This window comes from Aeromonas sp. 55A (assembly GCF_051919665.1).
Taxonomy (GTDB): Bacteria; Pseudomonadota; Gammaproteobacteria; order Enterobacterales; family Aeromonadaceae; genus Aeromonas; species Aeromonas veronii.
Genome location: NZ_JBQBEH010000008.1, coordinates 3,762,456 through 3,786,090, shown reverse-complemented (window position 1 = coordinate 3,786,090; position 23,635 = coordinate 3,762,456). Strand labels below are relative to the sequence as shown.

The following is a 23,635-nucleotide window of genomic DNA, read 5'->3' as shown; positions in this document are numbered from 1 at the left end:
TTGTATCGCGAAAAGCAATCAGAGCAGGTCGCGGATGGGGGTGACCAGACTCTCCGGCTTGGTGGTGGGAGCAAAGCGGTCAACCACCTTGCCATCACGGTCGATCAGGAACTTGGTGAAGTTCCACTTGACGTTTTCGAGCCCCAGCAGCCCCGGTTTCTCTTTCTTGAGCCATTGATAGAGGGGGTGGGCCTGTTCACCGTTGACATCGCACTTGGCCATGATGGGGAAGCTGACCGGATAATCGAGAGAGCAGAAGCGAGCGATCTCGTCCGCATCCCCCGGCTCCTGATTGCCGAACTGGTTGCAGGGGAAGCCCAAAATCACCAGCCCCTTGGGGCCGAGCTCCTGATAGAGCGTTTCCAGCCCTTCATATTGGGGAGTAAAGCCGCAGCGACTGGCCACATTGACCACCAGTACCACCTTGCCCGCCAGTTGAGTCAGCGGGTAGGGGCTTCCATCCAGTTGTTGCAAAATAAGGTCGGGCAGAGGCATAAGCAGATCCTTCTCGTGGTTATCCGTGGAGTGTCAGGTCGGTTGTGGCGATGAGCGCCGGCCTAACGACATGATGGTGATGTGGCTACGGTATCGGTTGGCTCTTTTAACGGCAAGGTGAGAGCAAGGATCCGTCCCCTTGATTGCAAGGGCCATCACAGTTTCGACAGCCAATACGCTCCTTGGCAGAGCGGGATCACAACTGTCGACAAAAACGCGGGGCGGCGGGCAGCAACTCGCGTATTGATGTTGGGACTTCTCAAGAGAAGCAAACCGGTTTGTGACTTTGCCGGTAAGTCGCTACAAAGCGCCCTCTTTCTACTCATTGTGAGCCAATCTTGGACTATCAAGCTGCCATGGATGCCATTTACACCCGGGGATGGGTGATAGTGGATGATTTTTTGACTGCCGCCGAGGTGGATGCCCTCAAAGCCTGTTTGCCAAGCGAATGGCAACCGGCCGGGATCGGCCGTGACGCCCTGCATCAGGGCAATCCCGACATTCGCCGTGACCAGATCCACTGGCTGGAGCCCTCCCTCGGTGCGCCGGTGGCTGACTACCTCGCTCGGATGGAGTCCCTGCGTCTTGCCGCCAACCGGATGCTGATGCTGGGATTGTTCGACTACGAGGCCCACTTCGCCCGCTATTGCAGCGGGGATTTTTACGCCACCCATCGGGATGCCTTTGCCGGTCGCTCCAACCGCCGTCTTACCACCGTTTTTTACCTCAACAACGACTGGCTGCCCGAAGCGGGTGGAGTGCTGCGCATGTATGACAACAAGGAGCAGTTTCTGATGGATGTCAGCCCCAAGGGGGGCCGGCTGGTCATGTTTCTCTCCGAGGAGTTTCCCCACGAGGTGCTGCCTGCCAATCGCGAGCGCTACAGCATTGCCGGCTGGTTTCGGGTCAATGGCAACGGCATGGGAAGGGTCGATCCCCCGCGCTGAGGGGCAATGTGTCCCGATTTTGACACAGGGGAGACTTTTCACTGCAAGAAGTGGGGTCATGGGTCTCCCATCAGCTGACAAGGGTTGATCTCCCTTGCTACACTGGCGCGCACTTATGTTCGTATCTGGCTTCGTCCGGTTTTTATGGTGGTTGGCTTATCAAATGGTCATGACGAGGCCGCTTTTCCCAAGGGATCACATCTAATGAAGAACATGCATGTCTTGCTGCTGTGCGGCGGCGGTGGCTCCGAGCACGAGGTTTCTCTGCGCAGCGCCAATTTCCTCGAGCAACAACTGGGCCTTCTGCCCGGTGTCGAAGTGACCCGCGTCGAGATGTTCGCCGATCGCTGGCTCAGTGCCGATGGCCGCGAGTGCAAGCTGGGGCTCGACAAGCTGCTTTCGTTTGACAGCGTGGCCCGTCCGGTGGATTACGTGGTGCCCTGCATCCACGGCTACCCGGGTGAGACCGGCGATCTGCAATCCTTCCTCGAGCTGGCCGGATTGCCTTATCTCGGTTGCGATGCCGAGGCGAGCAAGATCTGCTTCAACAAGATCAGCACCAAGCTGTGGCTCTCCGCTATCGGTATTCCCAACACCCCGTACCTGTTCCTGACCGAGCAAAATGAGGCGGCGCTCGCCGAGGCGAAGGCCGCGCTGGCCAAGTGGGGCAAGGTCTTTATCAAGGCGGCCTCCCAGGGCTCTTCCGTTGGCTGCTACTCCGCCAGCAACGAAGCGGATCTGGTGAAAGGCATTGCCGATGCATTTGGTTACTCCGAACAGGTTCTGATCGAGAAAGCGGTCAAGCCGCGCGAGCTGGAAGTGGCGGTTTACCAGTATGGTGACGAGCTGGTGGCGACGTATCCGGGCGAGATCTGCGTGCCGCAGGACAAGTTCTACACCTATGAAGAGAAATACAGCAGCGCCAGCCATACCGAGACCGCATTGCGTGCCGAGGGGCTGACCCAGGCGCAGGCCGATGCGATCCACGAGTATGCCCTCAAGGCATTCCGTCAGCTGAAGCTGACCCACCTCTCGCGCATCGACTTCTTCCTGACCGACGAGGGCGAGATCCTGCTCAACGAAATCAACACCTTCCCGGGCATGACCTCTATCTCCATGTTCCCGAAACTGCTGGAGCATCACGGTCACCGCTTCGCCGACTACCTTGAGCAGATCCTGCGCAAGGCCAGTTAAGCGCGCTCTCCCGCTCGCGGGATGAAGCAGGACCCAATAAAAATCCCCGCCAATTGGCGGGGATTTTTTTATGCCTTTATCAAGCGGGGCAGGCCAGCTTGAAGGGATAAACAGGCGGGGAGGGGATGACTCTTCCCCGCCTGTTGCTAGCTGTGGGTGTTACCGGTGGTTAGCCGCGAGCCACCCGAAAGCGCACGCTGCGGGAGTGGCAGGGCGCCAGATCGCCAAACTCGCCAGCGGCCAGTTCAAGGGGCAGGGGTTGTTCATCCATCCGCACCGCTTGCCAGTCGCTCAAGGTGTGCTGGCTGGTCACCTTGCCTCCCTTCAGCACCGCCTGTTCGCTCGGGTTGTAGACCCTGATCACCAGCGCCTCTTCATCCTCGGCTTTTTTCAGGGCGCTCAGCACCGGACCGGACGGGTCCATGGTGAGCAGGCTGAAGTGCAGCGGGGTGGTGAAGCTCGCCTTGTTGAGCTTCATGGCATCGAACGGGATCTTGTTGTAGCAGCGCACCGGGGTGAGGTAGCTGCGCGCCGCCTGCATCACGTTGGCGCTGATGTGATCGCCGGCAAACGCCAGCAGGCTGAAACGGCAGCTGAGCTTGCCACGCACCTGGGAGTCCGGGGTCGGCAGCTTGATGCCGGAGGGGCGACCCGGGCGCAGCAGCAACTCCTCTTTACCGAGTACGCCGACCCCGCGCAGCAGGGTGAGTGCCAGGGTGTCGCACTGCTCACCGATCACTTCAAACTCGCGCAGACCGTCGCTCAGCACCGCCAGTCCCTGCTTGCCATCTTGCAGGGCGACGAAGTTCATCAGCTGCCAGACCGGAATGGGGGCCTCTTTCCACCCCTCCGCTTCCCAGTTCGCCATGGCGCTGTCGCGGGTGGGGCGGGTGATGCAGCCAAACTGGTTGTCAGAGACCACAGTGTCGCTCGGGAAGGGGGTGGGGATCAGCACCCGCACCCGATGATCATCGGCCTGATTGTCGAGCTCCAGCTCGATATCGATACGCGGGCTCTGATGCGCCAGGGTGATGCGGCAGATGACATCGAGGTGGCCGCTGCACTGGCGATCCGCACGCTCGGCGAGATTGGCCGGCAAGGCCATACGCAGTTTGAGAGTGGCGATGCTCTGCCACGCCTGATGGGTGACCTCGCGGGTCACCGCATACTCGGTGGAGTAGCGCAGCCACTCGTCCCGCGACGGCGAGTAGTCATATTCGTCGCCATCATCGGAGCCCTCCTCCAGCGTGAGCACCTGATCAAAGGTGGTGCCGCGCAGCTTGTCCAGGATCTGCAAGGTGCCGTTGTCATTGAGGGCGATGCGGTAAAAATCGTTCTCCAGCAGCTCGCCGCTGGCCGTCACCGGCTGCTCCAGTCCCGGCTGATTGCCCTCGATATGGAGAGTGCAGTAGCCCATGGCCGGCAGCGGATGGCAGAGTTGGATATCGTACTCCATAAAGGGGTCGTAGTTGCCGTAGTGAACGATCTGTCTGTCCACCAGTCCCGGGTCAATCTCGCGTCTGGCGCGGATGAAGTAGGGGATCGGCTGGCCTGCCTCGTCGCGCAGGGCAAAGGATTGAGCGCGAATGCGGATACTGGTGTTGACCACCTCCTGACGGGGGAAGGGCATCAGGTTGAACAGGCAGAGCTTGTCAGCCACCTGTACCCCGTCTTCACAGAGCGCCACCGGCATGTTGTCGACAATCTTGCGCATGTAGAAGCGGATCAGGTTCTCGGCCATGTCGTCGGCCAGAATGAAGCGGGTCATCACCTCCTGATGCACCTTGTCGCTGCAGCAGCAGCCGATGCTGTCATGGGCGTGGTTCTTCATGATCTCCTTCCACATCTTCTCCAGCAGCCCGTGGTGGTACTCAAAGCCAAGTGCCCAGGCGATGCTCGCCAGTGGCTCGAGGATGTTGACGATCTTGTTCTCGATGGCAGCGTGGGCCAGCTTGATGTCCATCCGGGTGGAGGAGATGGTGCGGTGTACCCGCATGTATTTGCCGTCGTTGAACTCCCCCTTGAGGGTGGCCAGCTGATCGCGGCACGCCTCGATGCGCTCGAATACCTGCTCGAAGCGGCTCATGTGGAATTCACGCTGGGGGTAGATCTCCCGCAGCTTGTCGATGATGGCGAAGATGTTCTGTTGCAGCGGCATCTGATCGTGGCCGTTGGGCAGCAGGATATCCTTGGTCACCGAGGCCTTCTCCAGCACCTCGAAGTAGGATTCGAGCCGCTTGCGCAGGCCCGCTTCATCTTCCGGCAGGTACTTGCCGATGGCGTAGCCAAGCGGTAGCACCTGGGCGGTCACCTCGCTGCCATCGTTGCTCTGCCAGAGGAACTCGGTCTTGTCGGTACCGTGACGCTCGGAGCAGCCGCGCCAGAACATGGCACGGTTAATCCCGAAGCCGTTGAAGATGTGGGGTAGCTGGGAGGACATGCCGAACGAGTCGGGCAGGTAACCGATCTTCATCGGCTCGCCAAGGCTAAGGCAGTCGCGCATCCCGTAGAGCAGGTTGCGCAGGATGGACTCGCCGCTCACCTGCATGGTGTCGGTCTGGGTGTACCAGGGGCCGATGATGAGTTTGCCCGCTTCCACCAGCGCCTTCACCCGAGCCTTGTTCTCGGGCTGGATGGCGAAGTAATCCTCCAGCACCGCGGTCTGGCCGTCGAGTACGTAGAACTTGTAGTCAGGGTCGGATTCAAGCCGCGCCAGGATCTCCGCCATGTTGTTGACCAGCAGAATGCGGGACTCCTCGGTGGTGAAGTACCACTCCCGATCCCAGTGCATGTGCGGGGTGATGTGAACTCGTGAAACTGTCATGACAATGATCCTTTGCTGACGCACGGCGGTCTTTGCCTGCCGTGCGGAAAAATAGTCTGTTGAAAAACCGTTTGTGAGGAGGAGCCTTACTCTGCGGCGACCACCTGATAGGTGCCGCGCTGCATGGCGTGACGGCGCCAGCCGATCAGCACCACAGTGGAGATAAGGGTGCCCACCAGTGCCGCACCGAGCCAGACGGCGGCAGCCATCAGGGCGCCATGGCCGCCATCGTGGAGCAGGAAGAGGGAGAAGATGCCGGCTCCCGGGGTGGAGAGACCAATTCCCATGGCACCCACCATGGCGCCGGTGACCACCGATCCTGCGAGGAAGGAGCCGATCACCCGGATCGGATCTTCGATGGCCATCGGAATGGCGCCCTCGGTGATCCCCGCCAGCCCCAGCAGCCAGGTCGATTTGCCGGTCTCGATCTCGAAGGTCTGGAACAGGCGTGGCGCCAGCAGGGTGGAGAAGGTGACGGTAAAGGCCGAGACCATCTTGACCGCGCCGAAGATGGCGTAAGGGCCGTAGACCCCGTTGGCCATGGCGCCGAGGCAGAAGGCGTAGGCCGCCTTGTTGACCGGGCCACCCAGGTCAAACGAGCACATAAAGCCGAGCAGGGCGCCCAGCACCAGCGCATTGGTGCCGGAGAGGCCGTTGAGCCACTCGGTGAGGCTGTTGTTGAGCCAGGCCACCGGCTGACCGATGACAAACAGCATCAGGCTGCCCGCCACCAGGGTGCCGATCACCGGATAGAGGTAAAAGGTGAGAAAGCCGTTGAAGTTGGGGCTAAGGCGCACATGCTGCTTGACCCAGCGCATCAGGTAACCGGCGATAAGGCCACCGACCACGCCGCCGAGGAAGCCGGAGCCAATCATGTTGGCGGCCAGTCCCGCCGCAAAGCCCGGGCCCAGCGCCGGTTTGTCTGCCAGAGAGTAGGCAGTATAGGCCGCCAGCACCGGCACCATCAGGGTGCCCAGCATGCCGCCGCCCAGCTTGCGGTACATCCAGAGCCAGGAGTTCTCGGTATCAAAAAGATGTTGCAGGCCGAAGATCTGGGCCAACAGCACAGAGACGGCGAGCACGGTACCGCCTGCCACGATCAGCGGCACGGCGAAGGAGATACCGCTCAGCAGCGCCTGCTTGAGCTCGGTCTTGAGGCTCACCTTCTTGCCGGTCTGCGCGTCGCTCTGGCTGGGGTTGGGCGTCGGGGCGGTGCGCCCGGCCTTGGCCGCTTCCAGCGCATCATTGAGTATCCGCTCGGCATGGCGGATGGGCTCGGCCACCGGCGTCTCGATACGGGGGATGCCGGCAAAACGCTCCTGCTCCTTGATGGCTACCTCGGCGGCGAAGATGCAGGCTACCGCAGCATCGAGCGCTGCTTGCGGCAGGCGATCCTCGATGCCGTTGGCACCCTGCTTTTCGACCAGTACCCGAATGCCCAGCTTGCGCCCCGCCTTCTCCAGATACTCGGCAGCCATATAGGTGTGGGCGATCCCCGCCGGGCAGGCAGTGACACAGACCACAGTGGGTTTATTTGTATTTAAGTTGTCTTCTTTTTCTGGTTGCTTGTCGCCATCTCCTTCACCATCCCCTTCACCATCAAGCAGCGCCATCAGCTGCTCGGCACTCTGGGCCGCCAGCACCGCCTCGCGGGTATCGTCATCCACCAGGGCAGTGGTGAGGGTGGTGAGTAGCTGCATATGGGTGGAGCCCGCCTGATCGGTCGGGATCGCCAGCATGAAGATCAGGTTGACCGGCTCGGGGCCGTCGATCCCCTCCCAACCCAGCTCCTCGCTCAGGGTAGCGACGGCAAAGGCCGCTTCACGCACCGCATCGCACTTGCCGTGGGGCACTGCCAGCCCTTCGCCAAGGGCGGTGGGGCCCTGCGCCTCGCGGGCCATGACCGCGGCCAGAAAGGCGGCCTTGTCGTGCAGCTTGCCGGCCTGATCGAGCCGATCAGCCAGGGCATGAATGGCCGCATCCCGATCGGCAAACCGGGTTTGCAACGTGATGAGATAGGGGCCGGTAAGACTGGTCAGATTCATGATGATCCTCTGTCAGGTTGGCTTGCCAGCAAGCCGTCATGGTGAAAGTGACAGCGATGCTAACAAACCGGCCGACTGATTTTTGTGAGTGGTATCATACAATTCATTATTTGTATTGTTTTTGTATTGTTTGGTCAAGGTGATTTGTTAGGTCAAATGGGGCCGAGCCGTTTTGTCTGCCAGGCAACTGGGGTAGAATGGCGCCTCTTCCATTTATCATGGCGCAGAGCCGACGAGGTGGCCTTTCGTGTCGAAAAAACCCATGTATCGCCAGATAGCCGACACCATTCAGCAGTGGATTGCGCAAGGGGAGCTGGCCCCCGGCGATGCCTTGCCCACCGAAGCCGAGCTGCGCGAGCAGTTCGGGGTGAGCCGGGTGACGGTGCGCCAGGCCCTCAAGCAGCTGACCGAACTCAATGTCATCGAGAGCATTCAGGGCAGCGGCAGCTATGTGCGGCAGGAGAAGGTGAACTACGACATCTATCAGCTCACCAGCCTCTATGAGAAGGTGACCGATCCGGCGGCCGAGACCCACAGTGACATTCTCGCCTTCGAGGTGATCAAGGCGAGCAGCGAGCTGGCCGAGCGGCTCAATCTGCTGGAAGGGGCGCTGGTCTACTACGTCAAGCGGGTGCGCTTTATTCGCCAGATCGCGGTAACGCTGGAGGAGACCTGGATGCCGCTCGCTCTCTTCCCCGATCTCAGCTATGCGGTGATGCAGGGCTCCAAGTACCACTACATCGAAGAGGTCAAGCAGCTGGTGATTGACCGCAGCGAGCAGGAGATCATTCCGGTGCTCCCCTCGGAGCAGGTGGTGGAGGCGCTCGGTATCGACCCCGCCAAGCCCATTATCGAGAAGGTCTCCCGTGGCTTCTTGCAAGATGGCACTGTGTTCGAGTTCAGTCGCAACTTCTTCAAGAGCGATGATTACAAGTTCACCCTGGTGGCGCGCCGCGCCAAGGGGTGAGCGGTTGCCAGCACCCGAGATAAAAAAGGCCACCACCCTGTTTGCGGTGGTGGCCTTTGTTTTTGGCTGATTGCCGGGCTGAATAGCAGATTGGCGGGTGGTTTGATGCGGCCGATCTACTGCTCGGCGTCTTTGATAACTTCCTCGACCCGTACCTGCAGGCTCCCTTGCGCCAGTGTGGTGATGAGCTGGTCGCCACGGTTGACCTGATCGGCGCGGCTGATGACCTCACCACGCGCAGTGCGGGTGATGGAGTAGCCGCGACCCAGAGTAGCGAGCGGGCTCACCCCGTCGAGGCGGGCGGTGAGCATGGCGAGGCGGTGGCTCGCCAGATCCTGGCGTTTGGCAATCAGGGCATAGAGCCGCTCCTCGGCCAGCTGGTGGCGGCGCTTGCCAGCTGCCAAGAGGCGCTCCGGACTCTTGCCCTGCAGGCGCAGTTCTAGATTGGTGAGGCGTCGCTCACCCTGATGCAGCCGCTGGCGTAATAGCTGTTGCAAACGGGTGGATAGTTCGTCGAGGCGCTGGGATTGCTGCTCCAGCCGCCGCTTCGGATCCTGATGGTCGAGCCGCTTTTGCAGCAGGATGAAATCGTGGCGGGCGGCGGTCTGCTGGCGGCTCATCGCCTGCAGCAGCCGCTGCTTGAGGTGAACCAGACGCTGGGCACGGGCGCTCTGATCCGGCGCAACCAGCTCGGCGGCAGCCGACGGGGTAGGGGCACGCAAGTCGGCGGCAAAGTCGCTGATGGTGACATCCACCTCGTGGCCCACCGCGCTCACCACAGGTATGGCGGAGTGGGCAATGGCACGCGCCACCGCCTCTTCGTTAAAGCACCAGAGATCTTCAAGCGACCCGCCACCACGGCCAACGATCAGTACATCCACCTCGGCGCGCCGGTTCGCTTTGGCGATCGCCGCGACGATCTGGCTGATGGCAGCGCTGCCTTGTACCTGAGTCGGGTAGATAAAGACCGGCAGATCCGGCGCACGCCGCTTGAGCACGGTGAGCATATCGTGCAAAGCCGCGCCGGTGGCGGAGGTGATAAGGCCCACCGCCCGCGGTTCGCGGGGCAGCGGCCGCTTGCGACTCTCGTCAAACAACCCCTCGGCGCCGAGGCGGCGCTTGAGCTCTTCAAAGCGCAGCGCCAGCACGCCGTCACCCGCCAGCTCCATCGACTCGATGATCAGCTGGTAGTCGCCGCGCGGCTCATAGAGGGAGACCCGCGCCTGCACCAGTACCTGCATGCCATCCTGCGGGCGGAAGGCCACCCGCCGGTTGTTGCCCTTGAACATGGCGCAGCGCACCTGCGCCGACATGTCCTTGAGGGAGAAGTACCAGTGGCCGGAGCTTGGCATCGCCAGATTGGAGAGCTCGCCGGTCAGCCACACCAGCCCCAGATCCTGCTCCAGGATCATGCGCACGGCGCTGTTGAGGCGGGTGACGGTAAAGACCTGCTGTTGCCTGTTTTGGCCGGATTCGTTGCGATAGTTCAAGGCGGTTCCTGCGCACGGTTCCTCGCCAGCGAAGGCGGAGGAGAGAAACAATGTCGCCATCTTACCCCACTTTACCTCGTCCGCCGAGTCAATGGATCAGGTTGGTCACTCCTCCCTGCAAATCGGTGTTGCATGGAAATGAAAGCGCTATCAATCACATACAGCCAATAGCGAAGTCGATGGTGGTCACATTTTGCGCGCATTCGCCATGAATTGGTTATGGGGAACTCTAGACTGATCGGGCTCATCCGAAGGCGGGACTGTAGCGGATGGGGGAATGCCGGGGCACACCGGCATCACACACAAAACAATGAAAATAAAGGACTATCAATGGCTAGATGGATACTCGCGGCCGGATTGTTGGGAACCCTGATCACGGCGCCGACGTCGGCGGCGGAGTGGTTCTTCCGGGGCACCGCGAATGGATGGGCGGCGACCGCCATGACGTCGACGGACGGCGTCAATTTTGATACCTGCCAGCGCTTCGTGAGCGGGGATGCCAGCGGCGGACCGCGCTTCAAGATAGACAGGTACGGCAACTGGCAGCAGAGCTACCCGGCGGCCGACTACGGGGTCAATGCCAACACGGCGTACCAGATCCGCATCAACGCCAGCACCCAGGCGGTGAGCGCGACGGCGGTGGCCAGTTGCGAGGCCTCGGGGTTTGCCAGCACCTTGCCGCAACTCAACGTACGCGGCACCTTCAACGGCTGGGCCAGCCTACCCATGACTCTGGTAGGGGATCACCTATGGCAGGTGGAAGCCTACATGGATGGCAAGGCGAGCCAGCGCCTCAAGTTTGATCAGGCTGGCGACTGGGCCGTCAACTTTGGCGACAGCAACGGCGACGGCGTGCTGGAGAAAAGTGGCGGCGACATCTTCTGGAGCGCCGTGGGTACGGTGCGCATCCAGGTCAACGACCAGACCCTGGTCTACAGCATCACCCCCCTTGGGGATGACAACCAGCCGCCGCTCGCGGTCATCACCCCGGGGGGCACGGTGAATGTGACCCAGGGGGCGTCACTGACCTTGAGCGGCAGCGACTCTACGGATCCCGACGGCCAGATCACGAGCTATCTGTGGAGCAGCGGCGAGACCACGGAGAGCATCGTCGTCAGTACCACCCAGACCGGCACCTTCACCTATGGCCTCACGGTCACCGACGATCAGGGCGCCAAGGGCAGCAGCAGTGTGAGCGTGGTGGTCGGGGCAGGACAGAGCAGCGACAGCTGGTACTTCCGGGGCACGACCAACAACTGGGGGCTCACCCCAATGACCAGCGAGGATGGTACCACCTTCTGCACCGAGCAGGCCTTTGGCAGCAACAACCCCCGCTTCAAGATTGACCACAAGGGGGACTGGACCGAGGCGTATCCGGCCCAGGATTACCTGGTCAGCGCCAACACCCGCTATCGCATCTGCTTTGACAGCCTGCGCAAGGCCATCGAGGTGGAGACGCTGGCTGGGGCCGATCTGCAGGCCCCCACGGTGACGGTCACCCCGGCCCCGGGGAGTTATCTGGACAACCAGTCCATCACCCTGGGGGTGAGCGACGATCAGGACAGCGCCCCCGCCGTGCATTTCACCACGGACGGCAGCCAGCCCACCACGGCGTCGGCCCGCTATGCAGGCCAGCCCCTGGTGGCGAGCGACAAGGGGAGCGGCACCGATCTGGTGATCCGCACCCTTGCCATTGACGCCAGCGGCAATCAGCGCGAGCAGCGCTTCGAGTACCGTATCGGCGAGCAGGGGGTGGCGAGCGGCGATTTTCGTGCCGAGAGCATCTACTTCCTGCTGACCGCCCGCTTCTATGATGGCGATGCCAGCAACAACTACCATAACCGGGATCGCTACAAGGCGGGGGATCCCCATTGGCGCGGCGACTTCAAGGGCTTGATCGCCAAGCTCGACTACATCAAGGATCTCGGCTTCACCGCCATCTGGGTGACGCCACCGGTGGAGAATCGCTCCGGCCTCGACTACCACGGCTACCACGCCTACGACTTCTACCGGGTCGATCCCCGTCTGGAGTCGCCGGGGGCGGGTTACCGGGAGTTCATCCAGGCGGCCCACGCCAAGGGGCTCAAGGTGATCCAGGATGTGGTGCTCAACCACTCGAGCCAGTACGGCCTGCGCGGCAAGACCTGGATCGATCGCCTGCCCGTCAAATACTACGTACCGGCGGGGTCGAGCCAGGGGCTCATCAACAACGGCCCCTATCAGGGCAACCTCGGGGACTACGCTAGCGCCAACCGCTGTGACGACGACAACCCGGTGGCTCCCGACTGGTACAAGGCCCGCTGCCAGTCCGATCCGGCGGGCACCCAGCCTCTGGTGGACCCCAAGACAGGCGCCACCGTGCCGAGTGCTGGCTACAACCCCAACCGCTTCTTCGGCATCGACGCCCAGACCCTGGATCCCGCCTGGTATCACCTGGACGGTTTCATGTCAGGCGGTGACTGGGAGAGCCCGCTCGCCCTGCAGCGCAAACACATGGCGGGGGATTGCATCGATCTCGCCACCGGCAACCAGAACGTCAAGGACTACCTCAACGGCGCCATCCGCCAGTACCTCGACATGGGGGTTGACGCCATTCGCATCGATACCTTGAAGCACATCGAGCGGGACGAGCTGCTGACCTATGTCCACGATTGGCAGGCCCACAAGCCGGGGTTGTTCGTCTTTGGCGAGAACCTGGTCAAGGGCACCGGCTGGGGCTCTGAGCTGGCCAACGACAATGCCTCGGCGGTGATCCGTCCCTGGTGGTATACCCGCACCACGCCGAACCCGGCGGATCCCCGGGCAGGGGGCGATTCCGGCCTCTCTGTGCTGGACTTCTCCCTCTTCTCCACCTTCCGTGACAACGTCACCCGGGGGAGCTTTGGCGGGGTGGGTGGGATCTTTGCCATGGACTGGGTCTATGGGGATGCCACCAAGCTCATCACCTTCTTCCAGAACCATGACGTGGGGCCGGACAACGACTTCAAGTACCGCTACGGCGGGCAAGAGGGCAATGCGGCCATGACCTACAACCTGCTCTGGACGGCGCGGGGTATCCCGACCCTCTACTACGGGGAAGAGGTGATGTTCCAGGCGGGCAAGCCCCAGGATATCGATGGGGCCACCATGACGGTGGATCAGACTGGTCGTGCCTACTACGGGGAGGTGCTGGACAACCCGGCCACCCCGAGCCACCCGCTCTACCAGCACATCAAGCGCCTGAACCAGATCCGCAAGGCGGTGCCCGCCCTGCAGAAGGCGCCCATGAGCCAGGTGAACGAGTGGGGCAGCGGCATCAGCTTCGTGCGTGACCTGAGCGCTCAAGGCAGCTACGCTGCCGTGGGCCTCGCGGCCAATTCGGCCCAGCAAATAAACCTGAGTGGCCTGAAGAACGGCACCTATATGGATGCGGTGACCGGCGCGAGTCAGAACGTCAGCAACGGCAGTCTGAGCTTTGCGGTGCCCGCCTATTCGGCACGGGTCTGGGTACTGAACGGCCCGGGCAAGGTGGGCGTTGACGGTAAATATCTCAAATAAGGAAAGCCTGTCACCGTGTGCAGCGAGTCGGCCTTGGGGCCGACTTTTTTATGCCGCATATCAAGGGATCGAGGGAGAGGGACCAGACGGGGAAGGCAATAAGCAGTAGCGTCGACATCGCTTGGGAGCAAGCGGCATCCGAGGGGGGCTTGCTCTGTTATGGTGCTTTCGCCCCAAAGTGGTGCGCATCATCGACATTGGCAGCAGGAACCCACCTTGGAGAAATATGCCGTATCCACCCTATGCCCCTCCTGTGACGAGTATGATTCATGCTGCCATGTGGCACTATATCAACATGATCCACTTAATAACGGGCTTTAAAAGGGGAGATGGCGAGCTGCCTTCAGTGTGGCTGGTCAAACATGCTGATGCAGCCTGATGTTTGTCCCATGAATGGGTGTGTTGCTCCTGTCATAGGCAGAATATCGGAATTTAAATTTGATTTTTCAGCCTATCCTGGATGCTTGTGTTGATTGGCGCTTTTTTTGCTGAGTCTTGTGATGTCGGCAGGGGGACCGGCAGGGGAAATGGCCAGGGCGCCCGAGTATGCCCACCCCTTCGGCCCAGTGACTGGTGCCCTGATGTCACAGCAAACATGGAAAGGAGTCATATGGAAGGTGAAATGACCATGTCGCCCGTGCCGGCGACCAAAGCCCTGGCCCACACCCTCAAGGACGATGTTTACGGCATGGTGCTCGGGGTCATGTTTATCGCGGTCGGTCTCAACCTGCTCAAGTGTTCCGGCATGATCACCGGTGGCATCGCGGGCATCGCCCTGCTGCTCGCCCATGTCAGCAGTTTGCCCATCGGGGTTCTGTTCTTCATGGTCAACATGCCCTTCATGGTGTTTTGTTACTTCACCATGGGGCGCGCCTTCACCATCAAGACGCTGATCGTCAACGTTACCCTCTCGGCGGCCACCCAGGCGGTACCGCTGCTGCTGACGGTGAGCTATGTCCACCCACTGTTTGCCGCCCTGGTGGGGGGGACCTTTCTCGGCATGGGGGTGTTGTCTCTGGCGCGCCACAATGCCTCCGTGGGTGGCACCGGGGTGGTGACGCTCTGGCTGCAACGGCGCGTTGGCATCAACGCGGGAAAGAGCCAGATGGTGCTTGATGTGCTGGTGTTTGCACTCTCCCTGCTCACCTTGCCACTGCCCTTGCTGCTCTGGTCCACCCTGAGTGCGCTGGCGATGAACGCCATGCTGATGAATTGGCACAAGCCAGGTCGCTATCAGGGAAACTGAACACCCGGCTGCACATAATTGGATCATTGAAAATGCTGTTCCGGGAGGTTGGAGGGAGAAAGGGGCTCAACGACAAAAAAGATCATCTTGTCGTGAAAAAAGGCATGATTACAGCTGAATTTATTAGTTTTTTGCGCCGTTGGCCGCCTAAAAGAGGGCTATGCCATAAAAAATTCAAAAAACTTCTTTACCAGTGACCAATGCGTGAGTAAACTTCGTCGGCAATATTTTACACCCCCACTTCCTCAACGGTGAGATATTGCCATGCTCAGGATTGCCAAAGAAGCGTTAACCTTCGACGATGTACTGTTGGTTCCCGCCCACTCCGAAGTTCTTCCCAATACTGCCGATCTGCGTACCAAGCTGACCTCCGCCATCAGCTTGAACATCCCGATGATCTCCGCTGCCATGGACACAGTGACCGAAGCCCGTCTGGCTATCGCACTGGCCCAGGAAGGCGGTATCGGCTTTATCCACAAGAACATGTCCATCGAGCAGCAGGCTGCCGAAGTGCGCAAGGTCAAGAAGTACGAGAGCGGTGTGGTCACTGACCCCGTCACCGTGCGCCCTGACATGACCATCGCCCAAATCAAGGAGCTGAGCCACAAGAACGGCTTCGCCGGTTACCCCGTGGTGACTGACGGCAATCAGCTGGTCGGTATCATCACCGGCCGTGACGTGCGCTTCGTGATTGACCTCTCCCAGACCGTTGAACAGATCATGACCCAGAAAGATCGTCTGGTCACCGTGCGTGAAGGGGCCCCTCGCGAAGAGGTGGTTGCCCTGATGCAAAAGCACCGTATCGAAAAAGTGCTGGTGGTGAACGCCGACTTCAAACTCAAGGGCATGATCACCGTTAAAGATTTCCAGAAAGCCGAGCGCAAGCCCCACGCCTGTAAAGATGACAAGGGTCGTCTGCGGGTCGGTGCTGCGGTCGGTGCCGGTGCCGGTAACGAAGAGCGCGTCGCTGCGCTGGTGGAAGCCGGTGTTGACGTACTGCTGATCGACTCCTCCCACGGCCACTCCCAGGGCGTACTGGATCGCATCAAGGCCACTCGCGACGCCTATCCGGATCTGCAGATCATCGGTGGCAACGTCGCGACCGCCGCGGGCGCCAAGGCGCTGGTTGCTGCCGGCGTCAACGCCGTCAAGGTCGGTATCGGCCCGGGCTCCATCTGTACTACCCGCATCGTAACCGGCGTGGGCGTGCCCCAGATCACCGCCATCTCCGACGCCGTTGATGCGCTGGAAGGCACCGGTATTCCGGTGATTGCCGATGGCGGTATCCGCTTCTCAGGCGACATCGCCAAGGCCATTGCCGCGGGCGCCAGCTGCGTCATGGTAGGTTCCATGTTCGCCGGTACTGAAGAAGCGCCGGGCGAGATCGAGCTCTATCAGGGTCGCTCCTTCAAATCCTACCGTGGTATGGGTTCCCTGGGCGCCATGTCCAAAGGCTCCAGTGACCGCTACTTCCAGACCGACAACGCCGCCGACAAGCTGGTACCGGAAGGTATCGAAGGTCGCGTGCCGTACAAGGGTCGCCTCAAAGAGATCATCCACCAGCAGATGGGCGGCCTGCGCTCCTCCATGGGCCTGACCGGCAGCGCCACCATCGACGACATGCGCACTAAAGCTGAATTTGTGCGCATCTCCGGCGCCGGGATGAAAGAGTCCCACGTCCACGATGTGACCATTACCAAAGAAGCCCCCAACTATCGGATGGGCTGATAAAACGGGGCCCTGCGCCCCGTTTTTCCACCCTTTTTTTATCCCGTGCCCTTTGTGACAACATCAGCCTGATGCAGGAATAAAATGACTAAAGACATTCACCAGCACCGTATCCTTATCCTCGACTTCGGTTCCCAGTACACCCAGCTGATCGCCCGCCGTGTGCGCGAAATCGGCGTCTACTGCGAACTGTGGGCTTGGGACGTAACCGAAGAGCAGATCCGCGAATTCAATCCGAGCGGCATCATTCTCTCCGGCGGCCCCGAGTCCGTCACCGAAGCAGGCAGCCCCCGTGCCCCCGAGTATGTGTTCAACGCCGGTGTCCCTGTGTTCGGCATCTGCTATGGCATGCAGACCATGGCCGAGCAGCTGGGTGGCAAGGTGCAATCCTCTACCGAGCGTGAATTCGGTTACGCCAAGGTGGAAGTGCTGGGCGAGGCTGGCAAGAGCAGCGCCCTCTTGCGCAACATCGAAGATGCCATCGCCGACAACGGCAATGCCCTGCTGGATGTCTGGATGAGCCACGGTGACAAGGTCACCACCATTCCGGCCGACTTCACCACCATCGCCCAGACCCCGACCTGCCCGCACGCGGCCATGGCGTGTGAGGCCAAGCGTTTCTACGGCGTGCAGTTCCACCCGGAAGTGACCCACACCCGTCAGGGTGCCCGCATGCTGGAGCACTTCGTCAAAGACATCTGCGGCTGCGAATGCCTCTGGACCCCGGCCACTATCATCGACGACGCCGTTGCCCGCATCCGCGAGCAGGTAGGTGACGATGAAGTGATCCTCGGTCTCTCCGGCGGTGTCGACTCCTCCGTGGTCGCCATGCTGGTGCACCGTGCCATCGGCGATCGCCTGACCTGCGTCTTCGTTGACAACGGTCTGCTGCGTCTGAACGAAGGCGAGCAGGTGATGGAGATGTTTGGTGACCACTTTGGTCTGAACATCATCAAGGTTGAAGCCGAAGAGCGCTTCCTCTCCGCGCTGGCCGGTGTTGACGAGCCGGAAGCCAAGCGCAAGATCATCGGCCGCGTCTTCGTCGAAGTGTTTGATGATGAAGCGAAAAAGCTGAAAAACGCCAAGTGGTTGGCGCAAGGCACCATCTATCCGGACGTTATCGAATCCGCTGCCAGCAAGACCGGCAAAGCCCACGTCATCAAGTCTCACCACAACGTCGGCGGCCTGCCGGAAGAGATGAAGATGGGTCTGGTCGAGCCGCTGCGCGAGCTGTTCAAAGACGAAGTGCGCCGCGTTGGCCTCGAACTGGGTCTGCCCTACGACATGCTCTACCGTCACCCGTTCCCGGGCCCGGGTCTGGGCGTGCGCGTCCTTGGCGAAGTGAAGAAAGAGTACTGCGATATCTTGCGCCGCGCCGATGCGGTCTTTATCGAAGAGCTGCGCAAAGCCGACCTCTACAACCAGGTCAGCCAGGCGTTCGCCGTGTTCCTGCCGGTGCGCTCCGTTGGCGTGATGGGCGATGGTCGCAAATATGACTGGGTCATTGCGCTTCGCGCCGTCGAGACCATCGACTTTATGACCGCCCACTGGGCACATCTGCCGTACGACTTCCTCGGTCACGTATCGAACCGCATCATCAACGAGATCAACGGTATCTCCCGCGTGGTGTACGACGTCTCCGGCAAGCCGCCCGCAACTATCGAATGGGAATAAGCGGCTCGCGCCCTTCTGCCCATCGAGCATAAAAATGCAAAAAGACGCCCTTGAGGCGTCTTTTCTTTTCTCAATCGTTTGCGCCACACATCTTCTTTTTTCGAGCAGCTTTTTTGCCACCTTGCCCCTGTCATATGTGACAGGGGCATTTTTGCCATCCCGCACTAGGCTCTCTCATGCCAATTGAGCCCGCTGTCAACAGCGGCTCGTGGCTGGGGGGAGGGCTGATCGAGTTGCAGATAGCTGCGCAATCGGGCCCATCGTCATCGTGCCAACCGGCAGTGATGACACCCCGGTGGAGACCGGAAACCACTTGAATCAACGGGGCGCAGCCCGAACGGCCAAACGAGTCGGGATCATAGAGCACGGAGAGTTTGATATGTCAGAACAAGCAGTGTTGGTGGGTGGATGGACCGCATATCACAAGCTGACCGCCGAGGATCAGGCGGTATTTGATCAGGCGCTGAAAGGATTTGTCGGGGTTCAGTACGTACCCTTTGAAGTCTCCACTCAAGTGGTGGCTGGCACCAACTACCGCTTCAAGTGCAAGAGCACTGTGCCGCTTGCCAAACCGATCCATGGCGAAGCCGTGGTGCAGATCTTCAAATCACTGGACGGGGATGCCCATATCACCTCCATTACCCCGATCTGATTGCGTTGCGTTGCGTTGCGGGGCAAGGCGGGGAGGGGGAATAACCTCCAATCTGTTTGCTTCTAATCCTGAAAATAAGAAAGACGCCTTAGGGCGTCTTTTCTTTATCTACGATCTGGCACCGAAGATATATGCCCAGCATTGGTACTTCTTATTTAATTTGTTGATATTTATTAGGAAAATTCCATTTTCCTCTTTTTCTTATCTGCCTTGCTCGCTAGGATAGTTGTTTGGAAATAACCCATTTGGGGTCGCCCATGAGTCAGGCCAGAGAAATGCCATAGGTAACAAGCTGCAGGCTGTTATTCAGGGGTGGTAGCATCGGCAATGGCACGAGTACACCGAGATCCAGTGGAGCCACAGTTGATGTAGGGGATCACAGTCATAGATTGGGTTTGCTGGCATTTTCCATTGCTGATTAGTACCGATTTCTATTTAGGGAGAACAATTTATGTCCGCAGACGAGGAGTTACCACTGCTGGATGCTTTACGAGGCTTGGCAATGCTTCAGCAAGAGTTCTTGCGCCTTGCACTTTTCGTTGCATCCCAAGGCTCCACCACATATGAAGGAGAAATTCTGACTTGTAGCCTCCCGGACGCACAACGACGCACAAGCACATTATTAGCAATGGGAGCAGGACAATCTGTCGAGTCCCTTTTACACATAGCCAAACAGCGCGGAATTCCTGTCCGCGACGCCTATCCAATCGCACGATCAGCTGTTGAGTCTTTCGTAAATGCAAGCTACCTCCTCGTGGAGTCAAATGCAGTTGCAGACCGAGCTGTTAGGTACATCGAATTTGCCGCCTGGCGGCAACACAATCGAAAATTCGGCAGTGGCGAATACTCGATTGAAGTCCACACAGACCCTGACCCAGTATCAACACTTGCATCTAAATTTCCTGAGTTTACGGGCAAAGGAAACGGAGGCTGGACCAACCTAGATATGCCAAGTCGTATCAGGCGGGTCGGTGAACTTGCAGGGCGCAAAGCTGGATCGCGGCTACTCGCGGCATATGGGCTGATCTACTCACTCTCGTCAGAGGTCATTCATGGTTCACCCTTTGGTGCCAGCTTCTTTTATTCAGCTCACCTTAAAGGAGAAGACACCACAGAGGCCTTCATCGCTGGAACGATTCGGCAGTTAGAGGAAATCCTTATTGCAGTTCTTCACGCCGGATGTGGTTACTTAGCTGCATTCTTTGAAAAGCAGAAAATGCAAGTAGGGCTTGATGCCGAAGAAAAGCTATTCAAGCGGCTTATGGAGCTGAGTTCCAAACCGACATCAGTGGCATAGGGTGCAATGAAATTGCACCTCTACTTTTGTTCCTCATACCTTGCACAAAAGCCACTCTGCAAATGGTGCAATGCGCTGCGCTTATTGCATCCTACGTCTCTTCGTCAATTCGCTGGGGTGGTGTTGCTAAGCGCCATGCCCCGCCAAAGTAACAAAGGGGCGATCTGCGCCCCGAATTCTTCTGATCTCCCCGCTTTATATCGCCGTACGCTGTCTGGCGCTGTCTGATTGTTTGCTGACTCACCACCAACAGTTCTGTTTCTCCCCCATCAGGCGAGCAGAAAAGGCCACCTTCACTCATACCTCGCCGCTTCCCAGGCGTGTATCGCCTGTTTGCGGGTCTCGCCCCAGTGATAGCCGCCGAGTTGGCCGTTTTGCTGGATGACCCGGTGGCAGGGGATCATCAAGGCGACGGGGTTGGCGCCCACCGCCAGCCCCACGGCGCGGGCGGCTTTGGGGTTGCCGACGGCGTTCGCCACCTGGGCGTAGCTCACCACCTTGGCGGGCGGGATCTGCAGCAGCGCCCGCCAGACACTGATCTGAAAGTTGGTGCCGCTCACGTGCAAGGAGATGGGGCGATCCGGCGCCTTGCTGCCATCGAACATGGTGTTGATGACCCCTTGAGTGCGTGATGGTGCTTCTTGCAGCGTTGCCGCAGGCCAGTGCTGGGCGAGGGTGGCCAGCGGCGCCTCTGGGGCCTTTTCATCGAGAAACGAGAAGTTGCACACCCCCCGCGGGGTCAGGGCGACGAATGCCTGGCCGAAGGGGGTGTCATGCACCCCGTGATCGATAACCAGCCCGGCCCCGCGCTGTTTGTACTCGCCCGGCGTCACCGCTTCGAGCTGCACGAAGTGATCGTAGAGCCGCGAGCCGCTGCTAAGGCCCAGGGTATCGGCCACCTCCAGCAGCGGGCGCGACTCCTGCAACAGTGCCTTGGCCCGCTCCAGGGTCAGCACCTGAAGATAGCGTTTGGGCGTCACTCCGGCCCAGCGGCTGAACAGCCGCTGGAAGTGAAAGGGACTTAAGTGCACGTGCGCCGCTATCTCGTCCAGAGTGGGCTGGCGCTCCACCTGACTTGCGATAAAACGGATGGCATCGGCGATGCGGGCGTAATCAGACATAAGGCGCTCTCACGATAAGGTTTCGGTCGCAGGATCTTGGGGACGACAAGTCATGTGCGACAAATTGATACCCCACCATCGGCCAGCAGGGCAATGCCGGTGGTAAAGCTGGATGCATCGGACGCGAGATAAAGGGCCGAGCGGGCGATCTCCTCCGGTTGGGCCAGCCGTTTGAGGGCATGCATATTCTGCACAAAGGCGAGGCTCTCTGGTGTATTGGCAAAAGCCCGCCCCATGGGAGTGTCGGTGCCCCCCGGCAGCAGGGCGTTGACCCGAATCCCTTGTGCCCCATATTCGGCAGCCAGCACCCGGGTCAGGCCAATGAGGCCTGCCTTGCTCGCCGCATAGGCCGCCATACCGGGCAGCCCCAGGGTATGGCCGACAAAGGTAGAGGTAAAAATAAGCGAGCCGCCGCCGCGCGCCTGCATGGCGGGGATCTGGTACTTGGCTCCCACAAAGGCGCTGGTGAGGTTGGTATCCAGAATTTCCTGCCACTGCGCCAGTTCAAGCTCCTCTATGCTGCCCGGCATGCCTGTGGTACCGACGTTGTTGAAGGCAATATCGAGCCCGCCGAAACGGGTTAGCGCGAGATCAACCAGATCGCGGGCGTAACTCTCGCTTTTCACATCTCCCGCCAGACTCACCGCCTGGCCCCCCTCATGGCGGATCTCCTCCACCAGCAGATCCAGTTCGGGCTGGCGGCGGGCGCCGACGACGACGCAGGCCCCTTCGCGGGCAAACAGGATGGCGCTGGCGCGGCCTATGCCGGAGCTGGCGCCGGTGATGATGGCGACCTTGTTGGACAGTAATGACATGGCAGTTCCCTCGCTGGTGTGTTGTGCGCCAAATCATTGGGGCACAGGGTTGGCTGTGGGTTGGAACCCCAATAGGTTCCAACCGACTTGGGTTTGGTCCCCACTATGGCAACCACTCCTTGCCGGAACGACCCGAATCTTGCTCTCTTTGTTCACAAGTCGTTTTGCTGCATGTCGATACAGGCCTTTGCGGCAACAAAAGGGGCGTTCTGCGCCCCGAATTCTTTATCATGCCCCCTTTAAAATCGCCGGATCCAGGTGCGGCGCGCCCTGTGTGCTGCAGTGAGGGGCGAGAGCCCCGGCGCCATGGTGGCTGCGTGCATCATCAAGCCTGCCTGGCAGGGCATTGACGGCGATTGCAATCAACAGACACGCTCCTGGATCAATAGCCCGTCATCTCCAGATAGCCGACCCCCTTGGCATCCCCCGAGACAGAGACAGCTCCCTCCCAGTAGTCAAAGCGGCCGGTCATGGCCTGATTGGGCTGACGGGCTTTGATGGTGAGGCTCATCCCGGCGGCGTTTAGCTGCCAATCGACGGGGTAATTCTGCCCCTTGGGGCCGCGCCAGGTGTTGCCCGGCGTAAGGCGAATCGCGTCGGGGGCGAGCACCCGGCTGCTGCCATCCCGCTCAATCAACATGCCGTAGCGATTCTCTGGTTCTGCGCGTCCCGATTTGGTGCGCAGGCGAAACAGCATCAGCTCGCGGCCATCGTTCAACTGGAGCGAAAACCAGTCCCAGCCCGATTGCCACTCCGCCAATACCGAGCTGCTCCACTCGTGATCAAACCAGCCTTGTCCGATGACGGTGCGGGTCTCGCCATCGCTAGTCAGGGTGCCGCGAAGAGTGAGGCGCGGGTAGGAGTAGTAAAAGGAGGCGTTGCCCGGGCTCTTCTCGCTGTAACCGGCCTTGCCTTGCAGTACCAGCGGCTTGGCGGCGGTGACGGTGAGGTTCAGCTCGCCAATCTTGCTCTGCACCTTGAGGGTGGCGGGAAAGAGCGCCGCCCCTTGGGAGGCAAGCCGCCACTCCCTGAGCCAATATTGGCCGCCGCTGGCCCCCGCCAGTCCCGGCCCCTGCCGACTGGCCCGTTCATCTTGCTGGTGAGTGCCACGATCGAGATCCGTGATGGCAAACTGGGCCAGCCAGAGCTGGGGAGTGAGCCAGGGGTTGCTGGTGCGGAGTTCTTGTTCGATACCTTGGCGAAACAGGGTCCACTGCATGCCATATTCGCGCCCCTGTTCATCCTTGAGGTTGCCGGTGAGATACCACCACTCGGAGCGGTAATCGGGGTGGGCGGCGTGATCCTCCGGCAGCTGGATGGTTTGCCCCGGCTGCACTTTTTTGAAGTTATCGTTGCCGCCACCGAGCAGGGCGCCCAGATCGCTGGCCTGCGCGCTGCCGATCATGGCAATCAGCGGGAGCAAGAGTGTGGCGAGCCACAGAAGCTGTAAGGAGGACAAGATCCCCCTCACCCTGGCCCTCTCCCGAAGGGAGAGGGGATGGTTCAATGCCGCACTCTGCTCTTCTTTGCGCTGAAGAAGGGACGGAGAGAGGGAAGTGGTCGATGGGAGCTTCAAACCATGGCTGAGCCAGTGCGCTAACCG

16 protein-coding genes are annotated in these 23,635 nt (G+C 60.2%); 9 read left to right on the top strand and 7 right to left on the bottom strand.

The window, feature by feature from the left end; translation table 11 throughout:
* Nucleotides 1–18: 18 nt before the first annotated feature.
* Nucleotides 19–495 (bottom strand): glutathione peroxidase, encoded by a 477-nt coding sequence (locus tag ACTG2G_RS21410; protein ID WP_421249196.1) that lies wholly within the window; start codon nt 493–495, stop codon nt 19–21.
* A gap of 338 nt (nt 496–833) precedes the next feature.
* On the opposite strand from ACTG2G_RS21410, the gene ACTG2G_RS21405 reads away from it, so the two are divergent.
* Both ACTG2G_RS21405 and ACTG2G_RS21400 read left to right on the top strand, forming a co-directional pair.
* Nucleotides 834–1,442 carry a 2OG-Fe(II) oxygenase gene (locus ACTG2G_RS21405; protein WP_421249197.1) on the top strand — a complete coding sequence of 203 codons (609 nt, stop codon included), beginning with the start codon at nt 834–836 and terminating at the stop codon, nt 1,440–1,442.
* A gap of 204 nt (nt 1,443–1,646) precedes the next feature.
* The gene (locus tag ACTG2G_RS21400) at nt 1,647–2,636 is read left to right on the top strand and encodes a D-alanine--D-alanine ligase (RefSeq protein ID WP_064338123.1); all 990 of its coding nucleotides are present in this window, start codon (nt 1,647–1,649) and stop codon (nt 2,634–2,636) included.
* Nucleotides 2,637–2,805: 169 nt separating this feature from the next.
* On the opposite strand, the gene mngB is transcribed toward ACTG2G_RS21400, so the two are convergent.
* Both mngB and mngA read right to left on the bottom strand, forming a co-directional pair.
* The gene (gene mngB / locus ACTG2G_RS21395; protein ID WP_421249199.1) at nt 2,806–5,460 is read right to left on the bottom strand and encodes a mannosylglycerate hydrolase; all 2,655 of its coding nucleotides are present in this window, start codon (nt 5,458–5,460) and stop codon (nt 2,806–2,808) included.
* 86 nt (nt 5,461–5,546) lie between these two features.
* Nucleotides 5,547–7,505, bottom strand: coding sequence for a PTS 2-O-a-mannosyl-D-glycerate transporter subunit IIABC (gene mngA / locus ACTG2G_RS21390; RefSeq protein WP_429203888.1), 1,959 nt, complete (start codon nt 7,503–7,505; stop codon nt 5,547–5,549).
* Between the two features lie 247 nt (nt 7,506–7,752).
* On the opposite strand from mngA, the gene ACTG2G_RS21385 reads away from it, so the two are divergent.
* The gene (locus tag ACTG2G_RS21385; protein ID WP_115523204.1) at nt 7,753–8,472 is read left to right on the top strand and encodes a GntR family transcriptional regulator; all 720 of its coding nucleotides are present in this window, start codon (nt 7,753–7,755) and stop codon (nt 8,470–8,472) included.
* 116 nt (nt 8,473–8,588) lie between these two features.
* Here ACTG2G_RS21385 and xseA read toward each other — a convergent pair whose 3' ends face one another.
* Nucleotides 8,589–9,962: an exodeoxyribonuclease VII large subunit gene (gene xseA / locus ACTG2G_RS21380; RefSeq protein WP_429203986.1), complete on the bottom strand. Its 1,374-nt coding sequence runs from the start codon at nt 9,960–9,962 to the stop codon at nt 8,589–8,591.
* Nucleotides 9,963–10,292: 330 nt separating this feature from the next.
* Between xseA and ACTG2G_RS21375 the strand changes: the two genes are divergently transcribed.
* The 6 genes from ACTG2G_RS21375 to ACTG2G_RS21350 all read left to right on the top strand — a co-directional run bounded on the left by ACTG2G_RS21375 (nt 10,293) and on the right by ACTG2G_RS21350 (nt 20,096).
* On the top strand, nt 10,293–13,499 hold the full coding sequence (locus tag ACTG2G_RS21375; RefSeq protein ID WP_429203885.1) for an alpha-amylase family glycosyl hydrolase: 3,207 nt from the start codon (nt 10,293–10,295) through the stop codon (nt 13,497–13,499).
* Between the two features lie 610 nt (nt 13,500–14,109).
* Entirely contained in the window at nt 14,110–14,745 is a 636-nt protein-coding gene (locus tag ACTG2G_RS21370; protein WP_201956241.1) for a YitT family protein, read from the top strand.
* Nucleotides 14,746–15,009: 264 nt separating this feature from the next.
* Nucleotides 15,010–16,473, top strand: coding sequence for an IMP dehydrogenase (guaB, locus tag ACTG2G_RS21365; protein ID WP_317102131.1), 1,464 nt, complete (start codon nt 15,010–15,012; stop codon nt 16,471–16,473).
* Nucleotides 16,474–16,557: 84 nt separating this feature from the next.
* Entirely contained in the window at nt 16,558–18,147 is a 1,590-nt protein-coding gene (gene guaA / locus ACTG2G_RS21360) for a glutamine-hydrolyzing GMP synthase (protein WP_019445882.1), read from the top strand.
* Between the two features lie 379 nt (nt 18,148–18,526).
* Nucleotides 18,527–18,799: a hypothetical protein gene (locus ACTG2G_RS21355; protein ID WP_005337011.1), complete on the top strand. Its 273-nt coding sequence runs from the start codon at nt 18,527–18,529 to the stop codon at nt 18,797–18,799.
* Nucleotides 18,800–19,250: 451 nt separating this feature from the next.
* Nucleotides 19,251–20,096: a DUF5677 domain-containing protein gene (locus tag ACTG2G_RS21350; protein ID WP_350236156.1), complete on the top strand. Its 846-nt coding sequence runs from the start codon at nt 19,251–19,253 to the stop codon at nt 20,094–20,096.
* A gap of 293 nt (nt 20,097–20,389) precedes the next feature.
* Here the strand turns inward: ACTG2G_RS21350 and ACTG2G_RS21345 are convergent, their stop codons facing one another.
* The 3 genes from ACTG2G_RS21345 to ACTG2G_RS21335 form a co-directional block, all read right to left on the bottom strand.
* Complete coding sequence (locus tag ACTG2G_RS21345) at nt 20,390–21,217, bottom strand: bifunctional transcriptional activator/DNA repair enzyme AdaA (RefSeq protein WP_429203882.1); 828 nt, start codon at nt 21,215–21,217, stop codon at nt 20,390–20,392.
* Between the two features lie 50 nt (nt 21,218–21,267).
* Entirely contained in the window at nt 21,268–22,032 is a 765-nt protein-coding gene (locus ACTG2G_RS21340; RefSeq protein WP_429203880.1) for an SDR family oxidoreductase, read from the bottom strand.
* A 382-nt stretch (nt 22,033–22,414) separates the two neighbouring features.
* Nucleotides 22,415–23,455 (bottom strand): lipocalin-like domain-containing protein, encoded by a 1,041-nt coding sequence (locus ACTG2G_RS21335; protein WP_429203984.1) that lies wholly within the window; start codon nt 23,453–23,455, stop codon nt 22,415–22,417.
* Nucleotides 23,456–23,635: the final 180 nt, after the last annotated feature.

Bases quoted from the DNA above. Each gene is read 5' to 3' on its own strand.
- ACTG2G_RS21410 (WP_421249196.1), bottom strand. From the start codon at position 495: ATGCCTCTGCCCGACCTTATTTTGCAACAACTGGATGGAAGCCCCTAC.
- ACTG2G_RS21400 (WP_064338123.1), top strand. From the start codon at position 1,647: ATGAAGAACATGCATGTCTTGCTGCTGTGCGGCGGCGGTGGCTCCGAG.
- mngB (WP_421249199.1), bottom strand. From the start codon at position 5,460: ATGACAGTTTCACGAGTTCACATCACCCCGCACATGCACTGGGATCGG.
- mngA (WP_429203888.1), bottom strand. From the start codon at position 7,505: ATGAATCTGACCAGTCTTACCGGCCCCTATCTCATCACGTTGCAAACC.
- ACTG2G_RS21375 (WP_429203885.1), top strand. From the start codon at position 10,293: ATGGCTAGATGGATACTCGCGGCCGGATTGTTGGGAACCCTGATCACG.
- ACTG2G_RS21370 (WP_201956241.1), top strand. From the start codon at position 14,110: ATGGAAGGTGAAATGACCATGTCGCCCGTGCCGGCGACCAAAGCCCTG.
- guaB (WP_317102131.1), top strand. From the start codon at position 15,010: ATGCTCAGGATTGCCAAAGAAGCGTTAACCTTCGACGATGTACTGTTG.
- guaA (WP_019445882.1), top strand. From the start codon at position 16,558: ATGACTAAAGACATTCACCAGCACCGTATCCTTATCCTCGACTTCGGT.
- ACTG2G_RS21355 (WP_005337011.1), top strand. From the start codon at position 18,527: ATGTCAGAACAAGCAGTGTTGGTGGGTGGATGGACCGCATATCACAAG.
- ACTG2G_RS21350 (WP_350236156.1), top strand. From the start codon at position 19,251: ATGTCCGCAGACGAGGAGTTACCACTGCTGGATGCTTTACGAGGCTTG.
- ACTG2G_RS21345 (WP_429203882.1), bottom strand. From the start codon at position 21,217: ATGTCTGATTACGCCCGCATCGCCGATGCCATCCGTTTTATCGCAAGT.
- ACTG2G_RS21340 (WP_429203880.1), bottom strand. From the start codon at position 22,032: ATGTCATTACTGTCCAACAAGGTCGCCATCATCACCGGCGCCAGCTCC.